At 44.5% G+C, this 25,776-nt stretch carries 21 protein-coding genes, 1 tRNA gene and 1 pseudogene; 13 read left to right on the top strand and 10 right to left on the bottom strand.

Translation table 11 applies throughout. The annotated features are described in order from the left end of the window. Nucleotides 1-48 precede the first annotated feature (48 nt). Nucleotides 49-1,215 carry an AlbA family DNA-binding domain-containing protein gene (locus LEPBO_RS0100540; protein WP_017285569.1) on the top strand — a complete coding sequence of 389 codons (1,167 nt, stop codon included), beginning with the start codon at nt 49-51 and terminating at the stop codon, nt 1,213-1,215. Nucleotides 1,216-1,386: 171 nt separating this feature from the next. Here the strand turns inward: LEPBO_RS0100540 and LEPBO_RS0100545 are convergent, their stop codons facing one another. After that, nucleotides 1,387-1,674 carry a hypothetical protein gene (locus LEPBO_RS0100545; RefSeq protein WP_017285570.1) on the bottom strand — a complete coding sequence of 96 codons (288 nt, stop codon included), beginning with the start codon at nt 1,672-1,674 and terminating at the stop codon, nt 1,387-1,389. 195 nt (nt 1,675-1,869) lie between these two features. On the opposite strand from LEPBO_RS0100545, the gene LEPBO_RS0100550 reads away from it, so the two are divergent. The 4 genes from LEPBO_RS0100550 to egtD all read left to right on the top strand — a co-directional run bounded on the left by LEPBO_RS0100550 (nt 1,870) and on the right by egtD (nt 7,098). After that, entirely contained in the window at nt 1,870-2,232 is a 363-nt protein-coding gene (locus LEPBO_RS0100550; RefSeq protein ID WP_017285571.1) for a hypothetical protein, read from the top strand. Nucleotides 2,233-2,273: 41 nt separating this feature from the next. Further along, the gene (locus tag LEPBO_RS0100555; RefSeq protein ID WP_017285572.1) at nt 2,274-4,931 is read left to right on the top strand and encodes an MGH1-like glycoside hydrolase domain-containing protein; all 2,658 of its coding nucleotides are present in this window, start codon (nt 2,274-2,276) and stop codon (nt 4,929-4,931) included. A 281-nt stretch (nt 4,932-5,212) separates the two neighbouring features. Then, nucleotides 5,213-5,938 carry a DUF2808 domain-containing protein gene (locus LEPBO_RS0100560; RefSeq protein WP_017285573.1) on the top strand — a complete coding sequence of 242 codons (726 nt, stop codon included), beginning with the start codon at nt 5,213-5,215 and terminating at the stop codon, nt 5,936-5,938. A 137-nt stretch (nt 5,939-6,075) separates the two neighbouring features. After that, on the top strand, nt 6,076-7,098 hold the full coding sequence (gene egtD / locus LEPBO_RS0100565) for an L-histidine N(alpha)-methyltransferase (RefSeq protein WP_036044303.1): 1,023 nt from the start codon (nt 6,076-6,078) through the stop codon (nt 7,096-7,098). Between the two features lie 148 nt (nt 7,099-7,246). Here egtD and LEPBO_RS0100570 read toward each other — a convergent pair. Next, a pseudogene (locus LEPBO_RS0100570) lies at nt 7,247-7,552 on the bottom strand (transposase family protein); the annotation flags it as partial. Between the two features lie 139 nt (nt 7,553-7,691). Here LEPBO_RS0100570 and LEPBO_RS40735 point away from each other — a divergent pair. Continuing rightward, on the top strand, nt 7,692-8,114 hold the full coding sequence (locus LEPBO_RS40735) for a transposase family protein (protein ID WP_071596135.1): 423 nt from the start codon (nt 7,692-7,694) through the stop codon (nt 8,112-8,114). 234 nt (nt 8,115-8,348) lie between these two features. Here the strand turns inward: LEPBO_RS40735 and LEPBO_RS0100580 are convergent. Then, nucleotides 8,349-8,420: transfer RNA gene (locus LEPBO_RS0100580), tRNA-Gly, on the bottom strand. Nucleotides 8,421-8,578: 158 nt separating this feature from the next. Between LEPBO_RS0100580 and LEPBO_RS0100585 the strand changes: the two genes are divergently transcribed. From LEPBO_RS0100585 to LEPBO_RS35705, 3 genes are all read left to right on the top strand, one after another. Next, nucleotides 8,579-9,073 (top strand): hypothetical protein, encoded by a 495-nt coding sequence (locus LEPBO_RS0100585; protein ID WP_017285577.1) that lies wholly within the window; start codon nt 8,579-8,581, stop codon nt 9,071-9,073. Nucleotides 9,074-9,109: 36 nt separating this feature from the next. Further along, a complete protein-coding gene (locus LEPBO_RS0100590) occupies nt 9,110-10,003 on the top strand; it encodes an alpha/beta fold hydrolase (RefSeq protein ID WP_017285578.1) in 894 nt (297 codons plus the stop codon). A gap of 127 nt (nt 10,004-10,130) precedes the next feature. Further along, nucleotides 10,131-11,180: a tetratricopeptide repeat protein gene (locus tag LEPBO_RS35705; protein WP_017285579.1), complete on the top strand. Its 1,050-nt coding sequence runs from the start codon at nt 10,131-10,133 to the stop codon at nt 11,178-11,180. A gap of 14 nt (nt 11,181-11,194) precedes the next feature. Here the strand turns inward: LEPBO_RS35705 and LEPBO_RS0100600 are convergent, their stop codons facing one another. Then, entirely contained in the window at nt 11,195-11,452 is a 258-nt protein-coding gene (locus tag LEPBO_RS0100600; protein WP_017285580.1) for a hypothetical protein, read from the bottom strand. A gap of 432 nt (nt 11,453-11,884) precedes the next feature. Between LEPBO_RS0100600 and LEPBO_RS0100605 the strand changes: the two genes are divergently transcribed. Continuing rightward, nucleotides 11,885-13,327, top strand: coding sequence for an ATP-binding protein (locus LEPBO_RS0100605; RefSeq protein ID WP_017285581.1), 1,443 nt, complete (start codon nt 11,885-11,887; stop codon nt 13,325-13,327). Nucleotides 13,328-13,470: 143 nt separating this feature from the next. On the opposite strand, the gene LEPBO_RS0100610 is transcribed toward LEPBO_RS0100605, so the two are convergent. Further along, nucleotides 13,471-14,172 (bottom strand): molybdopterin-dependent oxidoreductase, encoded by a 702-nt coding sequence (locus LEPBO_RS0100610; RefSeq protein WP_017285582.1) that lies wholly within the window; start codon nt 14,170-14,172, stop codon nt 13,471-13,473. A 5-nt stretch (nt 14,173-14,177) separates the two neighbouring features. After that, a complete protein-coding gene (locus tag LEPBO_RS0100615; RefSeq protein WP_017285583.1) occupies nt 14,178-14,759 on the bottom strand; it encodes a cytochrome b/b6 domain-containing protein in 582 nt (193 codons plus the stop codon). Between the two features lie 118 nt (nt 14,760-14,877). On the opposite strand from LEPBO_RS0100615, the gene LEPBO_RS0100620 reads away from it, so the two are divergent. Next, nucleotides 14,878-16,119 carry a dicarboxylate/amino acid:cation symporter gene (locus LEPBO_RS0100620; protein WP_026148321.1) on the top strand — a complete coding sequence of 414 codons (1,242 nt, stop codon included), beginning with the start codon at nt 14,878-14,880 and terminating at the stop codon, nt 16,117-16,119. A 175-nt stretch (nt 16,120-16,294) separates the two neighbouring features. On the opposite strand, the gene LEPBO_RS0100625 is transcribed toward LEPBO_RS0100620, so the two are convergent. The 4 genes from LEPBO_RS0100625 to LEPBO_RS0100640 form a co-directional block, all read right to left on the bottom strand. Further along, nucleotides 16,295-17,905 carry a glycosyltransferase family 2 protein gene (locus LEPBO_RS0100625; RefSeq protein WP_017285585.1) on the bottom strand — a complete coding sequence of 537 codons (1,611 nt, stop codon included), beginning with the start codon at nt 17,903-17,905 and terminating at the stop codon, nt 16,295-16,297. An 87-nt stretch (nt 17,906-17,992) separates the two neighbouring features. Further along, nucleotides 17,993-18,742 (bottom strand): HAD family hydrolase, encoded by a 750-nt coding sequence (locus LEPBO_RS0100630; RefSeq protein ID WP_017285586.1) that lies wholly within the window; start codon nt 18,740-18,742, stop codon nt 17,993-17,995. A gap of 1 nt (nt 18,743) precedes the next feature. After that, nucleotides 18,744-20,255, bottom strand: coding sequence for a mannitol dehydrogenase family protein (locus LEPBO_RS0100635; protein ID WP_017285587.1), 1,512 nt, complete (start codon nt 20,253-20,255; stop codon nt 18,744-18,746). Between the two features lie 530 nt (nt 20,256-20,785). Then, nucleotides 20,786-22,678 carry a glycoside hydrolase family 2 protein gene (locus tag LEPBO_RS0100640; protein WP_017285588.1) on the bottom strand — a complete coding sequence of 631 codons (1,893 nt, stop codon included), beginning with the start codon at nt 22,676-22,678 and terminating at the stop codon, nt 20,786-20,788. Nucleotides 22,679-23,296: 618 nt separating this feature from the next. Between LEPBO_RS0100640 and LEPBO_RS44995 the strand changes: the two genes are divergently transcribed. After that, on the top strand, nt 23,297-24,562 hold the full coding sequence (locus LEPBO_RS44995; RefSeq protein ID WP_081614711.1) for a glycosyltransferase family 1 protein: 1,266 nt from the start codon (nt 23,297-23,299) through the stop codon (nt 24,560-24,562). Further along, on the top strand, nt 24,555-25,751 hold the full coding sequence (gene glf / locus LEPBO_RS45000) for a UDP-galactopyranose mutase (RefSeq protein ID WP_017285590.1): 1,197 nt from the start codon (nt 24,555-24,557) through the stop codon (nt 25,749-25,751). Before LEPBO_RS44995 ends, glf begins: the two co-directional genes overlap by 8 nt. Nucleotides 25,752-25,776: the final 25 nt, after the last annotated feature.

Genomic DNA, 25,776 nt, shown 5'->3' on the forward strand with positions numbered 1-25,776 from the left:
ACTGTAAGCTGATACAGAGGCTAATCCGTGGGAAGCAAAATCAATTAAATGAAAACTCAACTACTTGAAAGCCTGCTTTACGAAGAAGAAAGTCCAACGCTTGACTTTAAAAAAGAGCAATATCCATTCTCAAAGGCAACTGAGGAAGAGAAGTCTGAACTTGTTAAGGATATTCTAGGATTCGCAAACGCATGGCGAAGATCCGAGGCGTACATCTTGATTGGAGTAGAGGAAATACGCGGAGGGAAAAGTAAAGTAATAGGAATACAAAATCATCTCGATGATCATACCCTTCAGCAATTTATCAACAACCTCACTAATCAGCCAGTTCGCTTTCATTACGAAGCCGTAGCTATTGAGGACAAGCAAGTAGGTGTTATTCGAATTGAACAGCAGACAAGACCAATATATCTTAAAAAGAAATATGGAAAGCTGGATAAAGAGAAGGTCTACGTGAGGAGAGGAAGTTCAACCGATCCAACAAAACCGGCTACTTTGGAAGAAATTGCACAAATGAGGGTGGGTCCTGAAGAGATTGACGCTAATCTTGCGGTTGTATTTTCCAACCCAGATACTGAGGAGCTAATTGGCTCACACTTATCAATTGAAGCTGAATTATGCAACTTGCCGTCATCTTATAGCATCCCATCTTTGCCTGATCCGCCAAAAAATTCCTATGGACTTGGTCCAATATCAATGTATAGGACAAACCATCAATATTACCGTGAGTTAGCTCGCTATATTTTTATATGCAAGCTATTTCGTCCAGCTCGACTATCTATCTCAAATATTGGGCGTGTCGCCGCACGGAATGTTAGAGTCGAGTTCTCAGTTGACTCTTTAATGCAGATAGAGATGCTTGAAAAGAAAGATCTTCCTAAAATGCCCGAAAAACAATCTCTCGGCCCTGACCTAAGTAGAATGAGATTTAACAGACCTAAGACACCAGGGAGTGTATGCATCAATCAAGCGGCTAACCAACTAACTGTTGAGATTGATTGTGGAGATCTACAGCCAGGGAGGAGAGTGTTCTCTGATGTCTTCTACATCGGTAAGAAAACCGAAAATCGCGATAATCTTGTCGGAGCAGTTTATGCCGATAATCTTCCTTACCCCTCTGAGCTGACTCTTACAATATCTGCTTCACTAAGCGAGTCTTCTCTGACAATAGAAGATTTGATGTCTGTGGGGCAGACTAATTTTTTCAAAATCTAGAGTCAGACTAACGTCGAACAACTATGTTGCAGCGATTGGTATCAAGATCTTGGTTGGACTACAAAAGTTACTAGCCGCCACTGATCACGAACGTTATCTGATTAGTTCCTCAGCGATCGCAGTATCTCACAAGCCAATAAACGAGATTTTGATTAATGCGATCGCACTTCTTCATACAAATCGTGTCTGCTGCATTTCTCTTGCTGTGTAATCCGCCCAACTCTCTCCAGAATTTTTGCCCTTGTACGCTTCATAACTTTGGGTGAAAAACTGGCTGATTTGCTGAACTGTTATCTCCTGTTCCAACAATTCACTTAAGCCATTCTGAACCACATATTCAGCATACCAGTCTGCCCAATCCTGGTCATACAGACCTTTCAATACGCTTTGTTCATAGTCGTGATGTGCTTGACCTGCCTGCGTTAATAGTAATGCAATTGCTGATGTTTTCGTTTGCATGATATCGTCTTGAACTCAATTCGTTTTAGTATATCGATCGATGCTTCAAGCATTCTGAGTCAAAGCTGAGAAAAGACTGAATAAAGTAAAATATCGTTCTACCTTTACTCACTAAATTCTCAGCTAATCATCAACGGATATTCAGCCGCATCGTTCATTCTAGGAAGCAGTTCAATCATTAATGAAGCAATTCCTATGAAACGTCAACTCATTGCAGGATTATCTGTTTTACTGCTATCTGCTGTAACCACAACGGCTACCCATGCTGAAACTCGAATCGAGCAAGAACTCAGTATGATTCAGTTGGTGCCAAGCCAAGTCCTGAACAACACGCTCACGCCGAGTGATCTAGCAAATTTAGCTTATCGCGGCTATTTACGCGATCAGGGAATTTCGAGCTACAGCCAACTGATCTATGATTACAAAGCTGGGCGAGTTCACGCAAAAGATATTGTTCAAGCGGCAATTGTTACAAATCGACTGCCTGCTAGCACTTTGAATGATCGGGGTTATCTCAATGCTGTGAATCTTCAAATCTCTGGAATTGATAGCCACTAGATTACTTCGCGATCGCTCACTTTTCATCAAGGTACTAAACCATGACTGTTCCAACTCAAGAAGAACTTAGATTGGAAGCTGCTCGAACCCACAAAGCTCATTGGCGCAGATGGGGATCTTATCTCAGCGATCGACAATGGGGGACCGTTCGCGAAGATTACAGTTCGTCTGGAACTGCCTGGGATTACTTTTCTCATGATCAAGCGCGATCGCGTGCTTATCGTTGGGGTGAAGATGGTTTATTGGGAATTTCAGACAATCATCAACGACTATGTTTTGCGATCGCGCTGTGGAATGGAGCCGATCCGATTTTGAAAGAACGATTGTTTGGACTTACCGGAAACGAAGGGAATCATGGCGAAGATGTCAAAGAGTACTATTTCTACTTGGACAACACGCCAACTCATTCCTACATGAAAGCGCTGTACAAATATCCACAAAGCACTTTCCCTTACACGCAACTCGTTAAAGAAAATCAGCATCGAACTCGCCAAGAGCCAGAATTTGAACTCCTCGACACAGGCATATTTGATCAGCAGCGCTACTTTGACGTGATGGTTGAATATGCAAAGCAGGATGCTGAAGATATTCTGATTCAAATTAAAATCACCAATCGTAGTTCCGAAACAAAGCCTATTCATGTCCTTCCAACCCTGTGGTTTCGGAATACTTGGTCTTGGACTCAAGATAGTTCAAAGCCCTCACTCAAAATTGTGCGCTCGAATCATACCTATGATGTAATCGAAGCAGATCATCCAACCCTCAACAAGCGATGGTTGTACTGTGAGAAAGGTGAAGGATTACTTTTCACAGAAAACGAAACTAATAATGAGAGAATCCTGAGTTCCCCGAATCATTCTGCTTATGTCAAGGATGGTATCAATGATTATATTATTCATGGCAATGAGGAAGCCGTAAACCCAAATAAAATCGGCACAAAAGCAGCCGTACACTATCAATTGATCATTCCAGCCCATGCGACTCAAACAATTCAATTACGGCTCAGCGATCGTGCAAATTTAACGACTCCTTTTGCTGATTTTGATGCGATTATCAGAGCTAGACAACAAGAAGCTGATGAATTCTACCATCGCATTACACCCTTTGCACTGAGCGATGAGATGCGAAATATCCAACGTCAAGCTTTTGCTGGAATGCTCTGGAGCAAGCAATACTATCATTACAGTGTAGAAGAGTGGCTTAAAGGCGATCCGATTGCTCCTGCGCCTTCAGAACGTAAACAGGGGCGCAATCATGAATGGTTCCATCTCCATACAGATGATATTCTTTCGATGCCTGACACGTGGGAATATCCTTGGTTCGCAGCTTGGGATCTCGCATTTCATTGCATTCCACTTGCGATGATTGATCCGGAGTTTGCGAAGCATCAGCTAGATATTTTGACGCGGGAATGGTACATGCACCCCAATGGACAAATTCCAGCTTATGAATGGGCATTCGGTGATGTGAATCCGCCTGTTCATGCTTGGGCAACTTGGCGTGTGTACAAGATTGAGCAGAAAATGTATGGACGTAGCGATCGCGTTTTCTTAGAGCGCGTGTTTCAAAAGCTTTTACTGAATTTTACTTGGTGGGTGAATCGCAAAGATGTAGAAGGGAGAAATATCTTTCAAGGTGGATTTCTGGGACTCGACAATATTGGAGTGTTCGATCGTAGTGCAACACTTCCAACGGGTGGTCACATTGATCAATCCGACGGCACAAGTTGGATGGGAATGTATTGTTTAAATTTACTTGCGATCGCACTTGAACTTGCTCAAACCAATCCAGTCTATGAAGACATTGCAACCAAATTCTTTGAACATTATCTCTACATTGCTGATGCAATGAATCGTATTGGAGAAGCAGAAACTTCACTATGGAATGAGACCGATGGATTCTACTACGATGTTCTACATTTACCGAATGATCAGCAGATTGAATTGAAAGTGAGATCGATGGTCGGGCTGATTCCTTTATTCGCGATCGAAACATTAGAGCCAGAAACACTTCATCAATTACCTGCTTTTAAGAAGCGGCTAGAATGGGTTATTCAACATCGTCCTGACTTGAGGCGTAATGTGGCTTGTATGGAGACACAAGGGATGCAGGCTAGGAGATTGTTAGCGATCGTGTCTCAAGACAAACTTCGACGAATTTTACAGAAGATGCTGGATGAAACTGAATTTCTCAGTTCTCACGGAATTCGCGCCCTCTCGAAACATCATGCTACCCATCCTTATACGTTTGATGTGGATGGAACACAGTTTCGAGTAGACTATGAACCTGCTGAATCTAGCAGTGGTTTATTTGGAGGAAACTCGAATTGGCGGGGAACGGTTTGGTTTCCAGTCAATTTTTTACTGATTGAGTCACTGCAAAAGTTCCATCATTACTTAGGCGATGATTTCAAAGTAGAATGTCCAACTGGATCAGGGCAATGGCTAAATCTTTGGGAAGTTGCTTTAGAACTCTCACATCGGCTGATTCAGATTTTTCTTCAAGATCCATCTGGGCGACGACCTGTCTATGGGGCAACAGAGCTTTTTCAAACTGATCCAAATTGGCAAGATTTGATGTTGTTTTATGAATATTTTCATGGAGACAATGGAGCTGGAATTGGAGCCAGCCATCAAACCGGATGGACAGGATTAGTTGCAAAACTGATTCACCAGATTAGCCAGTATGCAGATGGTTAACTGTCTTACAGTTAAGAGATTCGCAATCAAATCAGATCCCTATGCTTCGTTGCTCACCCGCCCCCGGAATAGAATCCAAGGGTAACAGAACAATGTGCTGTGATTCAGATAGTAACGACTGCGTGAGATTTCTCAGCTTCTTCTCAGGAAAGACTTAGCACATTCGACGTTTTTTCCTCATACGACTCTCAGTTTCACCTCGTTTAATTAGAGTCAAGCTTTCAGAAGTTCACTTCACTTAACTGAAACCAGAACCTTTCATTTCACAAGGAGATTTGACGATGCTATTTCAAAGACTTGCACTCGGAATGATGATCGCGATCGCTGCAACCATCAGCACCCAACCCTCAGCCTTCTCGCAAACTAACGCCAGCAACCCAACACACACCCGGCTCTCTGAAGTTGGCACATCCCCAACCTTTTCCTTGCATCCACCTACTCACAGTCAATTTAAGAATTCGACTCAGCCCAGGCTCTCTGAGATTGGAATGTCAACAATGATGCCTACACAGATGACTGAATCCCAAATGGCTCCAGTCCAGTTCAGCGGCGGGCAAGCTTTTTTCTCGCATCCCCCTCGCCTCATGCGCGCTTATACGTCTCAATCGCAAGCTTACGTGCCATCGACTTATGAGTTTACTCTGGTTGTTCCCTCGGATGCAGGACAGGCGCTCAAAGCAGTACGAATTGCTCAAGAGCGCAACTTAGAAACCGTGAAATTTGATGTCGGCAGAAGCAAAGCATTTGCAGGTGCTCGATATGCAAGCGGTGCTGAAATTCCTTTGGCGAATGTTGGAGGAGAATCGGTTCCGGGTGAAGCTACGATCGTGTTTGATCAACCTGTTCAACCTGGAAGTACAGTCACTGTTGCCTTAGAAGCAAAATCAAATCCAGCTTCTGGTGGAATCTATGAGTTCGGAGTCACTGCTTTTCCAGTTGGAGAACAGAGTATGAGCCAATTCTTAGGATTTGGACGGCTCAATTTCTATACGGGTGGGGCGCAATAAAACGAAGTTGACCTAGAACCCTAATTTCGGCTGTGATTGATAACGAATTACAGCCATTGTTCTGTTAACACACATTCAATTGATTTTCGACTATCAATCTAGACGAATTCAGGTAGATCTCATTCATGAAGCACCCGATGATAGCAACACAAAAGAACTCACAACCCGATCGCTTTCGCTGGATTCCATTGAGCAAATCAATTCCCCAAGCTGATACAGGTGAAGAGGTCATTCAAGGACTAGCAGGCAATCCGAAAACGCTGCCTTGCCGTTATTTTTATGACGATCGCGGTTCACAACTATTCGAGCAGATCTGTGATACCCCAGAATACTATCCAACCCGCACTGAACAAGGCATCTTAGAAAGATATGCCCCAGAGATTGTGAAACTGACAGGAAATTGTGAATTGATTGAACTGGGTAGCGGCAGTTCTCGGAAAACTCGTGTCCTCCTCGAAGCTTATGGGCAGTTGGAGCAACCTCTCTATTATTTTCCGATCGATGTCAGCGAAGGCATTCTCAGAAGTACTGCTCTCGATCTATTAAATCAGTATCCAACTTTGCGGGTTTGTGGGTTAGCTGGAACTTATGAACAAGCCTTAGCAGAACTGCCCTCCTCTGAATTAGAAAATCGAATGCTAATTTTTCTAGGAAGTACTCTAGGAAATTTGGATCAGTCAGAGCGCGATCGCTTTCTCACACAAATCCAACATGCGCTCAAGCCTGGGGAGTTTTTCTTATTAGGGGTAGACTTGCAGAAGTCGGTTGATCTTCTCGAAGCTGCTTATAACGACGCTCAGGAAGTTACGGCCGCATTTAATCTCAATATTTTGCAGCATCTCAATCAGCAATTTCAGGGCAATTTCGATCTCACCCAGTTTCAGCATCTCGCTTTTTACAATCCTGTAGAGGATCGCATTGAAATGCATTTACAAAGTCTCATCAATCAGATTGTTAAGTTAGATGCACTAAACTATCAAGTTGCATTACAGGTAGGGGAAACGATTCGCACTGAACTCTCTCATAAGTTCCATCTCCCGATTCTAGAGCTAGAGCTTGAACATCACGCATTGCACCCTCTCCAAATCTGGACTGATGCGCGATCTCATTTTGGAGTTCTCCTCTGTCAGCGTCAATGTACTTCGCTGGATTGTCCATAAATTTTGATGTCTACTATGCTGAAAGAAGCTTCTCTTTGGAGCTTCTCAGCAAATTCTCATATCTGTCTCAGCTTTCCCTGGGCTTAGGTCGTGAAATGGGTAGTGTTCTAGACATAGGGAATTGGATCAGGGAGTGTCTCCCGTCAATTCGTGCCCAAGGTGCAGCGATCTCATGTAGTCGTTCGCTGAAGATCCGACGATGACAGGAGGCGTTATCACAGAAGAATTTTCGCACTTCAAATTACATCACCACCCGATAGTCCTCCCACGGTAAATCCCCGATTGTTCGTTCATATCGGCTATGCACTCGAATTGCTTCCTGCTGACAAATTGGACAGGGCGCAGAAGCTTGCGTTGAGCAAAGATTGATTTGCACTTGCTTCTGAACGCGATCTAGCTCATAGGTTTGAATCTGTATGTGTTCTGAGTCAGGGAGTAGTTGTAAAAGTTCCACGAGTCATCTGAAGCGTTCCTTGCCCTATTCTAGCGAATTGCTTCACCAAATTTGGACAAGTACCTGATGTGGAACTTCCGAGCTTTTGGTGATCTTGCCTCATAATAGAACTATCCGTCTCTTCAGGATTCTAGAGGCTGTGAAACTCCTCCAACATTTTCTGCCTGACTCTCAAAAACTTCGGCTCGAACATTGGCATTTTAAGGATTCAGAACCTCACTTATGGGCAGTCTTCACCTCAACTCAGACAAGGGCGGAATGCCCGGCTTGTCGTCAATCTAGCCAACGAGTGCATAGCCGTTATCAACGAACCTTAGAAGACTTGTCAATGGCACAATGCCGCCTGACGCTCCAGGTCAAAGTGCGAAAGTTCTTCTGTCTCAATCCGACCTGTTTGCGTCGAATCTTTACCGAGCGGCTTCCAGCAGTGGCAGCACCTTGGGCAAGAAAAACACTGCGTTTGGTGCTGCAATTGCAGCAGTTCGGGTTAGCCTTGGGCGGTGCTGCTGGCTCAACTCTTGTGAAACAACTGGGCTATGTCGTCAGTGGCAGTAGTCTTTAGAATTCTTAACCTGAACCGATTCCTTGAAAGCTTTACCTGGAGAGTTTAAGTACATAAAATTCTCCAGGGATAAGGGGTTCAGATCTACCCCAATCTTACCTCAATAAACTACCGGAATCGCCTGAAAAACACCCAAACGATAGCACTACTACACTAAGTTTGCTGTCAGAGAAATATCACTCTAAGGCCCAAAAAGCCTTTGGAACAAAGGCTTTTTGAGGACTTCGTTTAGAAAGCGGGTAACGCGATTCGAACGCGCGACATTCACCTTGGCAAGGTGACGCTCTACCACTGAGCTATACCCGCATTTGGTACTTTATTAATATCGCACACTAACTTGGAACTGTCAAGAAACTCCAACAAAAAAATTCGAGACCTAACTGCAGAGATCTCCCCGGTCAATTCGCATTATTCAGAGATAAGGTTAGTATGTATATTCTTATTGTTAATTAGCGCTACATTCAATGGTTCAGTACACCCTCGCTCAAAGCCCCGAAATTATCCTCACTGTTTCCGGTAAAGACTCGCCCAAAGCCCGCGAGAAAGCAATGGATCAACTCATGGAACTGATGGATGAAGGGAAACTACCAACAGACTTGGCAGATGGCTTCGGACCGCAAAATTTTATCGAAATTAAAGACCCTGGTAGTCAGCCTTCCAGTGATGAAGACGCGATTAATCAAGCTGTGCAAACGTTGAGCAGTCTGGCAACTTTGAAATTAAAGGCACAGGAATCTCGATCGGAAGCCCTCCAAGTTCGGAAGCATATCGATGTTCTCTTCACAGATGATCTCGTCACCGAAGAAGAAATCAATGGGCTGAAAGAAGGTTTTAAAGTCTTGAAAAGCTATGCCCAGACTAATCTGAGATATCGAGAAGCGCGATCGCAAGCCGAACAAGCCCGCACCATTTTAGATCGGGCATTGCAATCCTCAGAGCCAGAGCCGAGAAAGAAGTAGAATATAAGTGAAGATTAGTTAAGAAAACTTCATAAAATGACTGGCACTGCAAATCAAGTCGTCTCTCTGCCCACGTTTGAGAAACTGACGTGGGATTGGCAAGGGCATTCGATTCAGTACACCGTTCTGGGAACTGGGGAGCCTTTGGTATTGATTCATGGGTTCGGAGCTTCGATCGGGCATTGGCGAAAAAATATTCCAGTCTTGGCACAGGCAGGATATCAGGTATATGCGATCGATCTGCTCGGATTTGGAGGATCGGCAAAGCCTGCACTCGACTACACCGTTGAACTTTGGGTGGAATTAATTCGAGATTTTTGGGCAGCAAACATTCAGCGACCCACCGTGTTTATCGGAAATTCGATCGGGGGATTGCTCTGCCTCATGATTTTAGCGAATCACCCTGAAATCGCAGCAGGTGGAGTTTTGCTCAATCCAGCAGGCGGACTGAATCATCGCCCGGAGGAGTTAAACCTGCCGTTGCGATTGGTCATGGGAACATTTGCCAAATTGGTTGGATCAAAGCAGTTTGGACGATGGATGTTTGATCAAGTGCGTCAGAAAGGACGAATTCGCAACAGTCTCAGGCAGGTTTACCGCGATCCGGAGGCGATCACAGATGAATTAGTGGATTTATTGCATGAACCGTCTTGTCACCCAGGCGCTCAGCAAGTCTTTGCATCTGTGTTGATGGCACCGCCGGGACCGAAACCAACCGAGTTATTACCGAATATTCAATCCCCGCTTCTGGTGATTTGGGGGGAGGCAGACCCTTGGACACCGATCGCAGGATCACAAATCTACCAATCCCTTGTCCACTCCCAGCCTGTGCAATTCGTCTCAATTCCTAATGCAGGACATTGCCCCCATGACGAGCGTCCAGAGGTTGTCAATGAGTTCATTATTCAGTGGCTCACCGAACAGAAATAGGCAGATTTTAGCTGGCACCGTGCTTGGAGAAGTAAAACTCGCAGTTTCACGGAACGCTCCACAGGGATGAACAAGCTAGGCTCTAGGGTGAAATTCCTGAAATCCTAACGTAGGGCGGGGTGTTGCTATGACTCTTGATTCAAATCCCAAGCACGATCAGCTTTCAGTGGAGCGCGACACTGTTCTCCCGATCGAAGATGCGAACAGAGTTGTCTCAGAATCATTCCATGCAGATGGTGCCGAGGCAAATCAACTGTTGAACTTGGGAATAGAGTTACATCAACGCGGAGAACTCCATGCAGCGCTCAATACATTGCAGAAAGCGCATCTTCTGTATTGGGAAATGAATGATCAGCAAGGCGCAAAGCAGGCTCTTGAGGCATTAGGACAAGTCTGCTATACGTTGGGCGAGTATGCAAAAGCGATCGATTATTCGCAGCGGAGTCTTGTCCTAGCGCAGCAAATTCGGCAGTATCTCAGTAGCGTCAAACTGTTGGGAACACTCGGAAATGCGTATCGACATCTTGCAGACCACGAGAAAGCGATCGACTATCAGAAACAGAGTTTGATGTTAGCGCAGGAACTTCGCGATCAGCGGAGTGAGATGGCAGCCCTGAACAATTTGGGATTAGCCTACAAGGCAGCAAATGAACCGGAGATCGCGATCAAGTGTGAGCAGAAAGCATTGGAAATCGCCCAGAAATTGCAAGATTATGTCGCCACGGGACAGATTTTGAAGAATTTAGGCAACGCCTTCTACGCGCTCGGCGATTTTGAGCAAGCCATCGCTTATTACCAACAACGATTGGAGTTAGCAGGTAAATTAGGCGACCAGCGGTTGGAATTGCAGGTTTTACGGAATTTAGGCAACGCTTGTAATGTGACCGGAAATTATGAAACTGCGATCGCATATAATCTGCGGCGAGTTGAGATTGCACAAAAATTAGGTGATGTCCGTACACAGGAACAAGCGTTGGGGAGCCTGTGTGTGGCTTATGAAGCATTAGGTCGAACGACTTGCGCAATCAAATATTATCAGCAGCGATTGGAACTGGCACGTCAGAACCAGGATGAGCGATTGGAGTTGTATTTACTCAGCAATCTCAAGTCAGCATTCTCGATGCTTGGAGACTATACCAAAGCGAGTGAATATAGCGCACAAGCAAGACTAGGCTAGTGCGAAGTTGCAATCTAAGACGGTCGATTGATTGCTTCCGATTGAGAATATTGGGGTTTATAGGCATCTGCCGTTGCAATCAGAGACCATCCGGCATTGCGAAGCTTCTGATAAGTTGTCCATCCCTTCGATGCGCCGCGAATTTGTAAATCGGGAACGCGGTATTGGGGAAACGAGTGATAAGGTGTCCAAGTTTGGTGGGACTGTTCACGTAAATGCAGAATCTTCGTACCCCCACCCAATCCTGCCAACCAGCACATTTGTCCAGCCATTGCAGTGATTTCTCCAGTGAAAACGACGGTTGATATTGAAAGGCTTCAGTCGCCTCTCAACTGATTACGCCCACATTATGTCACCATTTATTAAAAATCATTGATAAAAAGGCAGAATTATGAGTCAAAGAATTATATCTTGCGGATGATTAATGGGGATAGAAATCAAGGCATCTGACGAATTCTAGGGTCAGATCCCTCGTGCTGAAATGACATAGGAAGAGTAAACTGCTGAGGAACAGTCGCTGAGATGAAAGTGTGGCGTTTATTCCTAAAAACGCTATTTTCTCCGTAATTTCCGGCTTTTTTTTCTATATATCTGAAGATTATTCAAAATTTCTTATCTATTTTCTTGAATTGCGGATAGATATAGAAGAACATTCAGATTGCACGATTCTGCTTTTTGTTCCCCATTTCCCTTGATAACTTTCTATGACATCAGTTTTGGCTTCTGAGATTTCTTTATATGAACTGGTCGCAGGTTCGACTTCAGCGCCGTTTGCGATGCAAGTTAGCCCGGTGACATTTAAGGCATTGATGAGTAGCCTCCTCGATCTACTGGTTGAGCAGAATGATACAGCTTCGGTATGGGTAAAGTTACCGAAGGGAGATGCGTGGCAAACAGAGTTTGATCGCTATTTGGAGCGAGCAGGGGCGGATCAACAAATTCACTGCTTTAAGAATCAGCGAGACGACAATCCCGATGCTGACTTAAAACAGGCATTCGCAGGGCTTGAGCGGACGGGGACAAACCAGCCCTCAACAGTTTTAGTATCGCCGGAGAGTCCGTTAAGACGAGAATATTTTTTGCTGATCTGGTCGAAACAGTTTTGTGGTTTGTTAGTGGGGCATCGGGCAAGACTTGCCCCGGTTTTACGGGAAGGGGATACGCTGGTTCAAGTGGATGAAGACGGCACTGAGAAGAAGCAGTCTTTGATGGCATTTTTGGTCGTTGATCCGATCGTCGTGCGCGAAGCGATCGCAAGTTTACAGCCTCTTATGCCTAGGAGTGCGACGTTGCCAGAGTGGGAGACGTTCGATCCGATGCTCGTCAATCAATTGTTAACAAAGCATATTCAGCGACAAGAGGAATTATGGCAGCGGGCAAGTACCCATCGCAAACAAGCTGAAATGGCGAATTTGCTTCAGCTTCAGAATGAGGAATTACTGAGTACAATTCGGTTGAAAGATGAGTTTCTGCATAATGTAGGGCAGGAGTTACGCACGCCATTGACCAATATGAAAACGGCATTGACGTTGCTAAATTCGCCGAGTCTAAAGCCGCCTCAAAAGCAGCGCTATATGGATTTGTTGGCGAGAGAATGCGATCGCCAAAGTTCACTGATTACAAGTTTGCTCGATCTCGTGAGCTTAGATCAGATGGCAGAGCAAACCACGGTTCAGGCGTTAAGTTTGGGGGATATTGTGCCGGGAGTCGTGAGTACATATCAACCACTGGCAGAAGAGAAAGGGGTGCGGTTAGCCTATACGATTCCAGAGAATTTGCCTGCAATTTCGTGCTTTCCGACTTGGTTGAAGCAGATTGTGATTAATCTGTTGCACAACGGAATCAAGTTCACACCGCGAGGGGGACAGGTCTGGGTGAGAGCGAAGCAGCAGGGTGATTATGTGCAGCTTGAGTTTCGCGATACGGGCATTGGCATTGCGGCTGGAGAGATTCCGAAGATTTTCGATCGCTTTTATCGGGTGCGGCAAGCGGTGGATGAAGATATGGGCGGGGCTGGATTGGGTTTAACGATCGTTCAAAAATTGTTGCTGCATTGCGGAGGTTCTATCTCGGTAAAGAGCCGGGTAGGAGATGGATCGACGTTTAATGTGCTACTGCCGATTTATCGAGGATCAGAAGAAGGGTAAGTCTTAAATATTTGAGAGAACCTGATTCAAAAAGGCTGAATTAAATAGACTGCGATGATCGGATTTCGGCTCTGCTCAGCCCACAAATTGTACTGGTTTTGAAGGCTGAGCACAGATGAAACATGAGCATTGAATGTAAGACTTTATAATCCTGCAAACCATTCGTAGCCTTGATCTTCCCAGTAGCCTTTTGAGCGACCGAGCTGGCTGACGAGCGTAATGCGAGTCACCCATTTGCTTTGTTTGTAGCCTAATTTGATCGGGGAGGCGAGGCGGAGAGGTGCGCCATTTTCGATCGGTAAGGGTTGACCGTTCTTTTGATAAGCCATCAGTGTTTGAGGATGCAAACACGATCGCAGATCCCAACTTTCTAAATAGCGATCGGCAGATTGAAAATAGACATATTGCACACCGGGTTTAGGCTGTGCGAGTTGGATTAAATCGCGCAGTCTGACTCCGCCCCATTGCACGATCGCTGCCCAACCCTCGACACATACGTGACGAATGATCATTGAGGTCAAGGGTAATTTGTAAATGTCTTCTAGGCTAAGTGACATCGGTTGATTGACTTCGCCATCAATGATCAGACGGAAGCGAGCAGGATCGATTTGTGGGGTGAATCCAAAGGTGTTGACGATCAATTGAGCCGGTTCAATCTGATTCGCTGCGAATTCTGGTACTGGAGTTTGGGGCTTGAATAGCAGTTCTTCAAATTTTTGATTGAAAGGTTCTGAAACGGCTCCAACGACATCTGCAAAGATAGGGACTCCACACCCCCCGAGAATTAACCCTGAACTTGAAATGCCAGCGATTTTGAGAAAGTCACGTCGCGAAAAATTTTGCATGAGGTTTACCAGAACATTGAATCGATCAGGCGACTGCCGCCGACTTTCAGCACGAGGAGAGAATGAACGATCGCAAATCCAATCACCGTTGGCACACTTAGGAAATGCACCACTCGCAACGCTTGCCAGTCGCCAAACATCTCGACAATCCAAGGAAATTGAGCGGGTTTATACATACCAATCCCGCTGAGAATGGCGAGCAGGAGAATCGGCACGATCGACGTATAAACGAGTCGATGCCACGCATACGCTTTGCGTTTGGGATTCTTTCCAGTTTGCAGGGCTTGAATATCGTTTGTGCCCACAAATCGATGCCGCCATCGCCGGGTCACAAGTACGTAAATCCCATACCAAACTAAATTGAGTGAGAAAAGCCACATGCCTGCAAAGTGCCAATCTCGCCCACCTGCCAGCCATCCCCCTAATGCAAAAATGGGCGGAATGGTCATACCTTGCCGTCCTCCAAACACAGGATTGGCATTGTAGATCTGGATTCCACTGGTCAGCATGATGAATAAACTGACAACATTGATCCAGTGAAAGGTTTTGGCAAGAATTGCCTGTTTTGGGAGAACTTTTAATTCCATCGGGATCGCGCAATCTTTACATCTTGTAATGTGACATAAAACTGTGAAAGTTGCGCGTCAAGCAGTTTGGGGCAATCGACGATGATAGATTGAGGGCAGTTTTTACTTGATGTCAGCTATGAGTTTATCAACGCTCATCCTCGTGGCGATGGGAATTGGGATTGGATTTGGGTCAGTGTTACATGATTTCTTTCCGAGTGCGATCGCTCCACTCGATCAGTATTTGCTCACACCCGTGGGGACTTCTTTTTTACGATTGATCCAATTCGTGGTTGTCCCGATCGTGTTTTCTTCACTAATTTTGGGACTGACTCGGATTCAAAATGCGGCTCAGGTTGGACGCTATGCCGTCAAGCTGATTTTGAGTTACTGCTTAACAAGCGGAGTTGCCGTCGTTGTGGGATTGGTGCTGGCAGTGGTGATCCGTCCTGGAGTTGGCGTATCCGGGTCTGGAACAATCGATATGGAAGCGATCGCACAATCTCAGTCGCTGATTGATTGGCTGGTCAGTTTGATCCCGACGAATCCGATCGAAGCGTTGAGCAATGGAAATTTGCTTCAGGTGATTTTTTCATCAGCATTGATCGGCGTAGCGATTCAGCTTGTTGGAGAAAAGGCAGCGAGTTTCGTCAGCTTTGTTGAGAGCTGTTATGCAATTTTTGAGAAAGTTCTCTCTCTCATTTTGTACGTCGCCCCGATCGGTGTGTTTGCTTTGATTAGCTCGGTGATTGCGACAGAGGGATTGCAACTGATTCTTAAGCTCTTTAATTATGTGTTCTTTCTCCTCGTTGGTAGTCTGCTGATGGTGGGCTTTTATCTATTGATCCTCTTTTTTCTCAAAGCAAAACCGATCAAATTACTACAAAGTCTAGTTCCTGCGCTATCTTTAGCATTTGGAACAGCCAGTTCTAACGCAGCGCTCCCGATCTTACTCAAAGACGTTCAGGAAGAGTATGGATTGCGCGAAGACATCGCAAGTTTCGCAATTCCGTTAGGGACAGCCTTAAAACGCGATGGCTCTGCCATTCTGCAAGGATTCAATGCTGTGTTCATTGCTCAAATGTACGATATTCCACTGACCACATCTTTAGTTTTAGCGATCTCACTCAGTACTTTTTTGGTTTCTTTTAGTACCCCAGGAGTTCCAGGCGCTGGAATTATTATGATGACAACTGTTCTGAGCGCAGCAGGTTTACCGTTACAGGGAATTGCGATCGTGGCAGGCGTTGATCGGTTAACGGATGGATTCAAAACGGTGATGAATATCATCGGTAATGTGTCAAATGCAGTGATTCTCGATCGCTGGGAAACTCCGCAACCGTCAGAATCCCAAAATGAAATGCTGAGAGCTATCGACTGAGGGATACACAGCCACAATTTGAGTACTAGCCATAAAGTAAAGTTGCTCAGAATTAGCGAAGTTCCTGAGTCAATATCTAGAGTAAACTGCGCGTGTTTAAAGAGTGGTTGCATCGGCTGATTATGTGGATTTCAAACAATATCAACATCATTCAGCCGATCTCTATCACTGGAATCTAAAGCGAGTGGCGAATTGAGCTTGAAAGTGTGGGTTCTTTCAACCCTAGATATTTCTGCCAAAAAGTATGAGACATCAGCTCTTGTGCAGCATTTTTCCAGTTTTTACTTGCGATCGACCATTCTGTCCTGCCCTTATCCACAATGCTAGACCACTGCGCCATAAGCTGAACATTGGTCAATAAATCAACATTTTGCTGATTTTCGTAACTGCGGCTGAGTTTGAGCGTGCTAGGATGTACGACTTCTGGATCGATGCTCATAATCCAGTCTGGACCTTTTAGATAGTCGTCAAAGGCTTTGATGAGCATTTGAGCGCGATCGAAGTCTGGCATTAACAAAGAAAGTGCAATTTCTTGCGTCAAGTTACTGACAGTATGCTCATAGCTTGGCGAGAAATGCACAGCGTATGTAATGAGATCATTGCGGAAATAATAGTAAGTTTCCCAGTTTAAGTTCTTAGCAGAGGCAGGAATATGCCAAACTGCCATCGAAGGAAATGTCGCGATTGGAATGCCTAATGTCATTTTCGCTCTGAGGCAAAATTCAACATCATCCAGTTTGATAAAGAGTGGCAACGGCAGGTTGAGTTTTTCGACAAGTTGCCGAGAGAATGAGCAAAACCAAAAGCCACCATAATCTGCATCTTCTTCAACGAGCAATTGATTGAGCGATGCATTTTGGCTTAAGTCAATTCTATAATTGAGAGCGGTTAACGAGCCAAATGCACCCTTTGTTGCTGGATCTTCGTTGTAGGTTGCTCCTGCTTCGTACAAGACTTGTTTGTTATTAAGATCAAGTAGACCGCCTGCAATGATGAACTCAGTCTTTGCATACTCATGCACTGCGAACAGCCTGCAAATGCTTTCGCTTTCTAACTCAATATCATCATCCATCAATAGAAGATGAGAGGAACTCTTTTCTGCTAAAGCTTCCATGATGCCTCTGGTAAATCCACCACTACCACCAGCATTTTTGTTAGGAAAGAGCTTGACTCTCGGATCGTTAAACTCATTATGATCCAGCGTTCTGCCATTGTCAGAAACAAACACTTTAAAGCTCTTATCTTGCAGAAGTTCGTCTTGTAAGAGACTTGTTAATGTTTCTCGAACATAGTTCTCTTTCTTGAAGGTGCAGATGACAATTCCGAGTGATACTTCTCTTTCTTTGGGTTGATCTGTTGCAATCCAACCTGCTGCAAAGATGCCCTGAGTACTCAGACAAGTAATTTCAAGGTAAATTCTGCCAGCTTTCTCAGTCTGAACTAGATTGATCGGTGCAAGCTTAACAGGTTTTGAGAGTTGGCATTGCTCAATCTTCTCTTCTAAAATTGTCTCTCTTTCACCGCTCTGTACTTCTCTATAAATCGCAACTCTAAAGTCACCTTCGAGTTTCAGAAGATAGTAGATAGAATTAAGCGAGGTATATTTGACATAGTAATTTTCATAAAACGAATTAAAATAAGAGCTTGAAGAGACAACTCCTCCCTGCTGTAAGACGGTTCGTTTACTATTTTCCTGAACATCGAGCGATGCTGCTTCATTACATCGAATATATAGATCGGAAATATCCGAAGACTTGGGAAGTTTTACTCTACCAACTATGTTCATAGTTTTATTTAATGGGTTGAGCGAATTTGAGCATATGCCTAAAAAGTAAGAAAGAGTGACTATCAACAACTCATTCTTACGACTGATTTATAGTAATTGAATCAAATTGCGCATGTCTTCGATTACATGCTGAACACCTGCTGCTTGTAGTGCAGATACTCGATCGCTGCGCTCATTCTCCGTGATATGAGTTCCGCCCACATAGCCGATAACGATAGGAATTCCAGCAGCGATCGCTGACTTCACTCCGCTCATTGAATCCTCAACTGCAACACAGCTTGTGATATCTGCACCTAAGCATCTGGCAGCATGGAGATAAATATCTGGTAAGGGTTTAGGTCGTCGAACCGGAAGAGAGTCGTTTGCGCTAAAGATTCGGCAGTTTCCCTCTGCGGAATGTTCACTCGTGAAATAATCGCTCAACTGAGCAGCAACTAGGCAAGCTCTAAGCCGTCGCAGGCTACTATTACTGACTAGTGCGAATTCGACTTCCTGCCTGATCAATTCAGACAATACATCTGACGTTCCTGCGGTTGCTTGTGCCTCGAGACTGAGGTGATCGATCGCACGATTCTCTTCTTCTAATACAAGATGCTGAATATCAGCTTCAGTCAGAGCCATAGGCGAGTCTTTATAAATCTGCGCCAGAATCTCTTGATAGGGCTTTCCTGCAAAGTTTTTAATAAATTCAGGTAGATCATAAAACTGTGCGCCGGGAAATTCGCAAGCAACTTCAGCAGTGAGCTTCCATGCGCTTTTGAGCGCGATAATTTCACTATCAACAATCGTTCCATCATGATCAAACAGAACAACTTTATGCGGCTGGAATAATTTCATTCTAAATAGGCTCCTCACTGTAATATCTAAGTGTCGCTGATAGTCCACGAGTCCGAATCTCTCGCAATGCGCGATCGCAGTATCGATCTAAAGTGTCAGTACATTCGCATTTCTCTAGACCGAGGATTTGGCTCAATGCTGCACCTGCTTGAGCCATGATGATGACATCTGCTTTATCATTTGCATGAAAAGCTGTGCCCGTTTCGCTGATGCCGTCTTGTAGAGCAAGCATCCATGCGGCGATCGGGAGCATTAGATGCTCTAAATTCAGCTTTTGAGCATGAGCATCTTGTAGAATCGGAAGAATATATTTGCCTAATTTTCGAGCGGTTTCTGCTGAAATTCGCGCAATTAAATCAGGTAGTGCTTCATTACTCAGTCTACGTAATACCTGCTCGATGTACTGCTCACACATATAGTCAGGAACCGGAGTGGCAGCAGCAATATCCTCCATCAAGAGCCGAATAAACGAGTAAAATTCTGGCGATTTGAGACATTGATGGACGTACTCAACTCCGGCTCTCACTGCTAGACAAGCAATAAAAGAGTGAACTGCATTCAGAAATCTCGATTTCATGTATAAGAACGGAGTAATATCGTCTGTCATCGTTACTCCGGTTTCTTCCCACAAGGGGCGATCGCTCGTAAACTTATCTTCGACTACAAATTGCCAGAATGGTTCTGTAACAATGGGAGCGCGATCGCGAACTTGTAGGAGTCTGTAGGGATGCTGATCATCCGACTCATGCTTTTGGGGCACAATTCGGTCTACTACAGTATTTGGAAATGCTGCCTGATTGATAAGATAGTCAGCGAATGCAGGATCAATTTGATCTGCATAAGTCAATACAGCACGCTGCAAGATAGTTCCATTTCTAGGCAAGTTGTCGCAGGATAGGGTAGTAAACGGTGCTATATCACGCTCTCGACGACGACGAAGCGCTTCAACGATAAACCCAATTGCAGTAGTCGGACGATCAGGATGGTTCAGATCATGCACGATCGATTCGTGACTCAGATCGAGGTTGAAATTTTGGTCGAGACAGTACCCTGCTTGAGTCACCGTCAGCGTAACAAGATGCAGAGAAGGTGAAGTCATTAACGCCAGCACATAGTCTTGCTCTGTTATCCCATCGACAATCTGATTGATTGAGCCAATGACCCTTGCCGACTCATGGATTTCATCGCCGCTATATCGATCAGTTGAGGTATACAGAAAGTTCTGCGACTGCAAGGTTGCGATCGCGCTTCGGCTTTTGAGACTCACTCCACAGATGCCCCATCTTAGGTCTTGACATTGATTAGAAAGATGCTCATGAATGATACGGGCGAGATGTGCTCTGAAGAAACGACCTGGTCCAAAGTGGACAATTCCTGTATTTAAAGCTTTGCGATTGTAAGAGGGGGATTGGTTCCAAAGGTCGGCAACATTCTTGTTAAATGCTACTTCTGAGCTTTGAGACTCTGCGCTAGTACACGCAGACAAAGCATCCGGCGAAATGTGGCTTATCATAACATTTCTGAAGGTAGAACCTATATTTAGGTGTAAAAGTATTACTTGCAAAGAAACTCAGTGAAGCCAATCAGCTTTTGAGAAAATTACTATTTCTGAAATAGCAAATAGACTGCAAGAACTTTCTATCAACGAGATAGTCACTTCACTGCGTTAAACTAAAAAGACTTGAGATAAGTGTGCATCCTGATGATATTGACATCAATGCAGCATGCTCTCTACCGCTAGTCAAATTTCCTAAATCAAGAAAAAGGTTCCCTGTATACTAAGCTTTGTCACAAAGTATTTTCTAAGCAGAACAGTTGACTGCGAATCAGTTCTGCTTTGGAATGGAATTTGAGGCGGATAAGCACAAAGAATAGCATCTATGAAGTGAGCCTTATGGCAGATGCAAGGTTTTAGGGTAAGTCAACATGCTTGAGTGCTTGTCTAACACCACGGTCACAGCATTGATGTGAAAAAACGCCCCTTTGCCGGAACGTGAGCCGTTATCAGCGTGGGAGCGTTCATGTCATTCAGAATGCTGTGTTTTAGCTTTGCCAAGCACCACTGCATTGGGGTTGTACTGCACATTCTGAAATTTCTGTCAGTGTTTCGTGCCCGAGCGTTGCAGAAGCGATCGCTGCGATCTCAAATTTAGGAGTGCGATCGGCATAAAGCAAGCCATTTGCTTCCTGGAAGGTGTCGGTCAACTGGGTATAACAGAATCCGCTAAACATTTCGACGCGGTTTACCACGTTCAGAAGCTTGTGATACCGCAGTTGTAGGTCGCACACATCTGAGGAACGATCGTAGCCCCAGGCTTTATCTGCTTGCGTATCAGTCGGGCGAGTGTAGGCAACGCCTCCAAACTCAGTCAGCATAATGGGTTGTCCTTGATGAGGATAGCCGTCTAGGGTAAGGATTCGACCACCAGGACGCTGGCTCTCAAACAGATCCGAAAGTTTTACTTCAGAACCATAGCGTTTTGCAAGACGATCAGGCTGACTATCATAGTCATGAATTGCCAGAATGTCTGTCGTGGTACTTTCCCAGCCATCGTTACCGATCACAGGACGAGTCGGGTCAAGCGTTTTTGTCAGATAGTAAAGTGCTTGCACATAGTGCCGTTGCGCTGCTGTTTCGGCAAGGTTGGGAACTCCCCAAGATTCATTAAAGGGCACCCAAGCAATAATACAGGGATGGCTACTGTCCCGATCGAGCACTTCTTCCCATTCTCGTGTAATGCGTTCGATCGCTTTGCGCGTAAATCGATAAGCACTTGGCATTTCTTCCCAGACTAAAAGTCCCATGACATCTGCCCAATACAAGAATCGAGGGTCTTCAATCTTTTGGTGCTTACGAACGCCGTTAAAGCCCATTCGCTTTGTGAGTTCAATGTCTAGGCGCAAGGCTTCATCAGACGGAGGAGTCATCAAGGTATCTGTCCAATATCCTTGATCCAAAACGAGCCGCAGATAATAAGGATGACCATTGAGCATAAAGCGATCGCGCTGAATACTCGCAGTCCGCATTGCTGTGTAGGATTTCACTTCATCAATCAAAAAACCCCCATGCCAAAGCTGGATCTGAGCATTGATCAGCGTCGGCTTTTCAGGACTCCATAACAGTGCATTGCGATAGTCATCAATGCCAGGATCAGAAAGCGCAATCCGGCGATTGATGTCCTCATCTACAACCTCATACATATCGTTGACGAGAAGCCGATCGTCCACACTCAGACGAACTTTGATATACAGGTCATCGCATTTTGCACCTGCCATTGATGCTTCAAATCCGATTTCCCAGCGCTCAAAATGGGGTGTCCAGCGAATTTTCGAGATGTAAGTTTCCGGTACGCACTCAGCCCACACAGTTTGCCAAATTCCAGTTGTGCGAGGATACCAAATGCTATGAGGCTCTGGAAGCCAATCTTGTTTTCCTCTAGGTTTAGCGAGATCATGTGGGTCGTCTTGTGCTAAGACGGTCACGCGTTGAGTTGTTCCTGGTTTGAGAAAATCGGTGATGTCAAAGCTAAATGGGGTATGTCCGCCTTCATGACCGCCAATAAAGTGATCATTCACCCAAACAGAAGCTTCATAGTCAACTGCGCCAAAGTGGAGCAAGACTCTTTGATGATCGATCGGAACTTCAAATTCTCTTTCATACCAACAATAGGGATGAAAGTTAGTATCACCGATGCCGCTTCGCTCAGATTCGGGAGCAAAGGGAACTTCGATCGTGTGAGTCCATTCCGAAATGTCACTTGGGCGTTTCCAATTTCCTTGATCGTTGAAGGAGAATTTCCAGGAGCCATTGAGATTTATCCACTGCGATCGCTGAAGTTGCGGACGAGGATAACCTGTTTCAAGTTGACGACAAATTGCGATCGGACTAGAGACAGAATGAGCGGTTGTGTCGAGGCTTTTACCGAGTAGTTTCATGGAAGATTGCTCCTTCAATTAGGAGAAGTTGCTCTTGGCTTCAATGCTTTTAAATAGCAAGACTAAAACCTAACATCAAAATTAATACTCTTGATGAAAGTTTACAGTTTGAATGACGATCTTTTTGATACATCAATTCAAAAGACATGATATATCCTAAGTCGAATTTAAAATTTTATTCAAAAAAGGCGATGTATTTTCTGAACCTATTCTGCTTAGATCAAGAGTACTTATGCTTATATTTTAGCTTAATTTAATTCATCCCTGGGGCAGAAGAAGTTTCAGAAATTAGCCCATTCCTTCTACATTTGATGAGAGATATTAGTGTTCGACAACTACGAACGAGAGAAAATATCAGACAAAAAATCTATGAATTCATATCTGTTAAGAAGATGAAAATAAGCGATTTAGTCTTCTATTAGAAAAAGTTTTTATGTATTAAGAATGACCATTATTGTTTACATTAAGCGCTTAATTATTTATTGGTTTTCGAGTCTTTTTACCCTTTTAGATCAACCAATCTCATCTCTTTAGACAGAAGCAATTCAAATGCGTTCAATCTACTTTTGTTGAAGTAGTAATCATACTCTACTTAACCTTTTAAACCTCAAAGAATCTATGTCCTCATTTAACATAGGATTGGATGGCTATATTAGTTCAAGCCAGATAAGGCAAAAGCAACTTACAGATGCATTGAAAACAGATGCATTGAAAACAAAAGAATTTCAGGCTTCTAATTTTGATGTTTCTGAGGAGGATGCAGCTAATTTAAATACACCGGATCTAGTCTGTTTATCTCATTTACGTTGGGATTTTGTCTATCAACGTCCTCAGCATCTCCTGAGTCGCTGTGCATCCCAACGAAGAACTTTCTTTATTGAAGAACCGATCTTTAAATCGAGTGCATCTTGGCGATTGGAAACCAGCAGACGTGAGTGTGGTGTTTGGGTTGTTGTTCCCCATTTGCCTAAGGGGATGAGCCAAGAGATGGTTTCAGCAATGCTGCAAACCCTGATCGATGAGCTATTTGAAGAGTATAGTATTGCTGCACCAATTCTTTGGTACTATACCCCGATCGCACTATCATTCACTGAGCAGCTTGAGGCATGCTGTGTTGTCTATGACTGCATGGATGAGCTATCGGCATTCAAAGGAGCTTCTAAAACCCTGAGGGAATGGGAGACAAAGCTATTCAAGCGAGCCGATGTCGTTTTTACAGGAGGACAAAGCCTGTACGAAGCAAAACAACATCAGCATTCTAATCTTCATGCGTTTCCTAGCAGCATTGATGTCGCACATTTTGCTCAAGCAAAAAGCATTACCGTTGATCCCCCAGATCAAGCTTGTATTGTTCATCCTCGCTTAGGGTTTTATGGTGTAATCGATGAGCGCATGAACTTAGAGTTAGTCGATGGCATTGCTGAAGCTCGACCTGATTGGCAACTGGTATTCATTGGCCCCGTTGCGAAAATAGACTTAGACTCTCTTCCTCAGCGCCCTAATCTTTACTATTTAGGCAGTAAATCTTATCAAGAATTGCCGCACTATATTGCGAACTGGGATGTTGCCTTATTGCCTTTTGCCTTGAATGAATCAACTCAGTTCATCAGCCCAACCAAAACGCCAGAGTATCTGGCAGCAGGTAAGCCTGTCGTTTCGACTTCGATTCGTGATGTGATTCGTCCCTATGGTCAAGAAGGCTTCGTTCATATTGCCGATCGACTCGAGGACTTTATTGAAAAAATTGAGCTTGCGATGCAGCAGGGACAGCCTGAACACGTTGATGCTTTTCTGGCTCAAATGTCTTGGGATCAGACTTGGGCAGGAATGATGCAGCAAGTTGAGACTGTGATTTTGAATTCTCGGAGAATTTCTAATGTTTGACTATCTGATCGTGGGTGCTGGCTTTGCAGGAAGTGTAATTGCTGAGCGATTAGCAAGTCAGTCAGGTAAGAAAGTCCTGATTTGCGATCGCAGAAATCATATTGGGGGTAATGCTTACGATCATTACAATGATGCTGGTATTTTAGTTCACCGCTACGGGCCGCACATCTTTCATACCAATTCTCGCGACGTGTTTGACTATCTCTCGAACTTTACAGCGTGGCGACCGTATGAACATCGTGTTCTTGCAAGTGTTGATGGTTTGCTGCTTCCCATTCCTATCAATCTTGATACAATCAATAAGCTTTATGGGCTAAAGCTTACTTCATTTCAGGTCGAAGAGTTTTTTGCATCAGTTGCAGAGCAGAAAGACTATATTCGCACTTCTGAAGATGTGGTTGTGAGCAAGGTTGGGCGAGAACTCTATGAAAAATTCTTTCGTAACTATACCCGCAAACAGTGGGGTATGGATCCATCCGAACTAGATAAATCGGTGACTGCCAGAGTTCCAACTCGAACGAATCGCGACGACCGCTATTTCACCGATACCTATCAAGCAATGCCGCTGCATGGATTTACTCGCATGTTCGAGAACATGTTGACACATCCTAATATCAAGGTAATGCTGAATGTAGATTATCGGGAAATTCAGAAAGTAATTCCCTATCGAGAAATTGTTTATACCGGACCTGTTGACGAATTCTTTGACTATCGCTTTGGTAAGCTCCCTTATCGATCGCTTGAATTCAAACATGAAACACATGATAAGCCTCTTTTCCAATCCGCTCCGGTGATCAATTATCCAAACGAACATGCCTATACTCGGGCGACTGAGTTCAAGTACTTAACTGGACAAGAGCATCTTAAAACCAGTATTGTTTACGAGCTACCGCAGGCAGAAGGCGATCCCTACTACCCGGTTCCCCGTCCCGAAAATGCTGAAATTTACAAGAAATATAAAGCGATCGCAGATGCGACACCGAATGTCCATTTTGTAGGACGATTAGCAACTTATAAGTACTACAACATGGATCAAGTTGTTGCTCAAGCTTTGGCAACCTACGCGAAGCTTTCCGAGCGTTCGACCTGGCATCCTGAAGATGTGCAAGTTTCTCCAAAAGCACTTGCACCCGATCAAGATCTTTCTGCTACTAAGAAAAATGGCGGCAAAGCATTGACATCAACTTAAAGCTTAGCTGCTTAGCCCGGTTCAT

This window comes from Leptolyngbya boryana PCC 6306, from assembly GCF_000353285.1.
Taxonomy (GTDB): Bacteria; Cyanobacteriota; Cyanobacteriia; order Leptolyngbyales; family Leptolyngbyaceae; genus Leptolyngbya; species Leptolyngbya boryana.